Raw genomic sequence first — 3,732 nt, forward strand, 5'->3', positions numbered from 1 at the left:
GGGCGGCGCCCGTCGCGGGTGTGGTTGCCTGGTCAGCCCGGGATGAGCAGGTGGCGGCCGCGGATGCCGCCCGCCTCCACGGCTTTGTGCGCGAGTGCTGCCTGCTCCAGCGGCAGCGTCGCGTGGACACGGACGGGCAGGGCGCCCGTCGCGGTCGCGGCGAGCGCCTCGGCCAGCGTCCGGCTGTCGGCGGTGACCATGACGGCCTCCGTCCGGACCCGGCCCGCGCCGTCGGGCACCGCGGGCGGGATGACGCCGACATAGTGCCCGCCGTCGCGGGTCAGCCCGACCGCCGCGTCGGCGAGGACCGCGGCGTCCACCACCGCGTCGTAGGAATCGGTCGGCTCGGTGATCAGGGCGGACGCGCCCGCGGCGGTCACGAACTCGGCGTCGGTCGACCGGGCCAGAGCGGTCACCCGCCAACCGCGTTGCGCGGCGAAGGCGACCGCGTACCCGCCGACTCCGCCTGCCGCGCCCGTGACCAGCAGCGTACGACCTTCCGGTGCGCCAAGCAGATCCAGTGCCTGGACCGCCGTGAGCGCGTTGAGCGGGACCGTGGCGGCGTCGGTCAGCGACAGTCCATCGGGCACCACGGCTGCCGCACCCGCGGGCACGACGACTTCCTCGGCGTACGCGCCCAGAGCGCGGTCGACGCCCTCCGACAGCGCGGCGACCCGATCACCGACGGCGAAGCCGCTGTCCGAGCCGGCCGCGGTGACCGTGCCCGCGACGTCCCAGCCCAGGCCGACGTGGTCGGGCTGGTCGATCCAGCCCAGGTCGTGGAACGCGCCCGAGCGGGTCTGCAGGTCCACGGGGTTGACCCCGGCGGCGGCGACCCGAACGCGGATCTCACCCGGGCCTGGCTCGGGGGTGGCGATGTCGATGATCTCGATGGCGTCGGGGGACCCGGGCTCGGTGATCACGGCGGCTCGCATCGAAAGCTCCCTCTGTCGGTCTGTCCGTACGAGGACTACCCTGCGGTATGTAGCTCTCCATTGGTAAGTAGGCACCTGCAGGTGCGTAACTCACGAAGAGGTGTGCGATGCCGACCATGACCGCGGCGCAGCGCCGGGCGCTGGCCAAGGCCGACTTCGACTCGTACCTGGCGGGCTGCGCCAGCAGGCAGGTCCTCGACCGGCTCGCCGACAAGTGGGTCACCTTGGTGCTGTGCGCCTTGGGGGACAACGGTTCGCCGATGCGCTACTCCGAGATCGCCCGGCGGATCGCCGGGGTCAGCCAGAAGATGCTCACCCAAACCCTGCGCACCCTCGAACGTGACGGGCTGATCACCCGCACCGTCACCCCGACCGTCCCGGTGACCGTCGACTACGCCCTGACCGGCCTCGGGAGCTCATTGCTGGAGATCGTCCGACAGCTCAAGCACTGGTCCGACACCCACGTGCACCTGATCATCGGCGCCCGGTCCGAGTTCGACGCCCGTCAGGACTGACGGCGGGTCACCCGCCTGGCGGGACCCGCTCGGCCCGCAGGTGCCGCTTGAGTGCCTTGCGGTAAAGGGCTTCCCCGTCGACCATCGCCCACACCGGCGTCAGCCGGGTCCCGATCGCGCGCAGATGTGGCCGGGCCAACTCCGTCTGCCCCGCCTGGGCGAACACCGCCGCGAAGACGTTGTGGATCTCCAGAGCGAACGGGTGACCGGCCGGGCCGCGCAGCCACCGCTCGGCGGCCCGGCCGACTTCGGCGACGGCTGGGCTGGTGCGCGCGAGGTGGTCGTACCGCGCGGAGAACGCGGCCTGCCGCTCCTTCCAGCTCCCGTCCTTGTCCACCCGACCCAGCCGCCGCGCCACCTCCAGGTGCGCCGACGCGATCAGCGAGAGCCTCGGGTCACCCGAGCGGGCCCGCTCGACGCAGCCGCGGGCGAAGGCGAGCATCTCGGACTGGTCCTCCCGGGTCGCCAGCACCGTGAGTCGGTTGCGGTGCGCGGAGAACAGGGTCGGGCAGCGCCGCTGCGCCTCCGCCCACACCGAGTCGACCCGGCCGCGGTCGACCTCCAGCAGCGACCCGACGAGTTGCAGGTGGTCCACGGCGACCGCGTCCTTCGGCAGGGCCGCCGCCGCACGGTTGAGCGGGGCCGCCGCCTTGCGCAGGTAGGACAGCGCCACCGCCGCCCGGCCGCGGGGCAGCTCCGTGATCGGCGCGTCGCCGGTGATCACCAGTGCCTCGCGCACGAAGATGGTGCCCGCCAAGACAAGCAGGTCCGGGTTGTCGTTGTCCTCCGCCAGCTCCAGGATGCCCCGGCCCCGCCCGACGAGCCGGTCGGCCAGCACCGCCACCCGCAGCGACCGGACCTCCGGGCGGTCACGGCACTCCGCGAGGATGGTGGCCACCGGCCGCAGCCGCGACTCGGCCAACTCCGCGATCGCGGCCGAGAGCGCGCTGTCGTGCCACGCCCGATCCCAGGTCACGGGCGGCTGCGCTGAGGGCATGGGGGAGCGGCGTCCTTTCGTCGATCGGTCAGGTGGTGCGCAGGCGGGTCGCGGCCGTGCGGTACCGCTGCTCGCCGCCGATCCAGTCCCAGGCGGCGGCGGAGACATGGCCGTCCATGGCGCGCAGGTGCGGCTCCGCGTGGAGGTGGTCGCCCATCGCGACGAACACCGCCGCGAACATGTTGTGCGCCCACGTGGTGCGGGGCAGCGCCAGCGTCCCGGAGAGCAGCTTGGCCGACGCGGCGACGAGTTCGTCGCGCCACTTCGCGCAGAACCGGCCGACGTTGCCGACCCGCCGGTCGTGGTGCGCGGCGGTCTCGAACACCGCCGAGACCAGCACCGCGACGACCGGGTGGCCGTTCGGGGCCAGCTCCACGCGCTCGCGGGCGAAGGCGAGCATCTCGGTCTCGTCGCCCTTGCTCCACTTCGGTGCCAGCGTCTGCACCCGGCTGTCGTTGGCGGAGACGAGCAGCGGCGTTCGTCTGTCCACTTCGGACCAGAGTTGGTCCTTGTGGGCGCGGTCGAACTCCAGACCCCGGCTCACCGGGAACATCTCCGACCAGGGCACCGGATCATCGGTGAGCAGGTCGGCCGCGCGCCGCAGCGGCACGACCGCCTGCGTGAGATGCGAGTGGAACACCCGGAACCGCTTGTCGCCCACACTGGTGGACAGCCCGGCGCCGCGGATCGCCCACGCCTCCTTGGTGAAGATCGCGCCTGCCAGCAGGAACATGTCCGGATCCCGCGCCTGCACACCGATGTCGCGGACCCGCTCACCGAACCCGATGAGCCGGTCCGCGAGGACCTCTACCCGGTGCGCGCGCAGTTCGGGGTCGGTGCGGCACTCGGCGAGAACCGTTCCAGCGGCCCGGACCCGGCCCTCGTCCGCCTCGGCCACCGCGGCGGCGAGCGCCGAATCAGGCCACCTCGGGGCACGCACCACCTTCGGCTCCGAACCACCGACCCTGCCGACGCGCAACCACCCCATGCCCGACAAAATTACAGGGCGGCGCCCCTTCCCGGGGAACGGGCCGGTGGTCAGCTTCGGGGCTCGTGTGTGATGGCGGCGCTGAAGTAGTCGGCCAGGACCGGGGCCAAGACCTTCGCCTTGATCAGGTGGGTTTGGCCGGGCAGCGAACGGTGCTGTGCGCCGGGGACGGCGGCGGCGATCTCGCGTTGCGAACTCCTTCCGTGCGGCCCGTGGTGAGCCTGCCACGAAGGCGTCGAACGGGCCGGGCGCGTTTCGACGCGGCCACCAAAAGAAACGTGCCCCGGCGGGATGATC

Annotated in this window: 4 protein-coding genes and 1 pseudogene; 1 reads left to right on the plus strand and 4 read right to left on the minus strand. The window is 72.6% G+C overall.

Annotated features, from left to right (window positions below):
• Positions 1-32 precede the first annotated feature (32 nt).
• Entirely contained in the window at positions 33-935 is a 903-nt protein-coding gene (locus tag ACRDSQ_RS30465) for an alcohol dehydrogenase catalytic domain-containing protein (protein ID WP_431425865.1), read from the minus strand.
• Between the two features lie 107 nt (positions 936-1,042).
• On the opposite strand from ACRDSQ_RS30465, the gene ACRDSQ_RS30470 reads away from it, so the two are divergent.
• Positions 1,043-1,450: a winged helix-turn-helix transcriptional regulator gene (locus tag ACRDSQ_RS30470; protein ID WP_431425866.1), complete on the plus strand. Its 408-nt coding sequence runs from the start codon at positions 1,043-1,045 to the stop codon at positions 1,448-1,450.
• A gap of 7 nt (positions 1,451-1,457) precedes the next feature.
• Here the strand turns inward: ACRDSQ_RS30470 and ACRDSQ_RS30475 are convergent, their stop codons facing one another.
• From ACRDSQ_RS30475 to ACRDSQ_RS30485, 3 genes and pseudogenes are all read right to left on the minus strand, one after another.
• Positions 1,458-2,447 carry a hypothetical protein gene (locus ACRDSQ_RS30475; RefSeq protein ID WP_431425868.1) on the minus strand — a complete coding sequence of 330 codons (990 nt, stop codon included), beginning with the start codon at positions 2,445-2,447 and terminating at the stop codon, positions 1,458-1,460.
• Positions 2,448-2,475: 28 nt separating this feature from the next.
• Positions 2,476-3,387 carry a hypothetical protein gene (locus ACRDSQ_RS30480; protein ID WP_431425869.1) on the minus strand — a complete coding sequence of 304 codons (912 nt, stop codon included), beginning with the start codon at positions 3,385-3,387 and terminating at the stop codon, positions 2,476-2,478.
• Positions 3,388-3,485: 98 nt separating this feature from the next.
• Positions 3,486-3,732: pseudogene (locus ACRDSQ_RS30485) on the minus strand (hypothetical protein); the annotation flags it as partial.

Origin of the sequence: Actinokineospora sp. (assembly GCF_050699995.1) — a bacterium.
GTDB lineage: Bacteria > Actinomycetota > Actinomycetes > Mycobacteriales > Pseudonocardiaceae > Actinokineospora.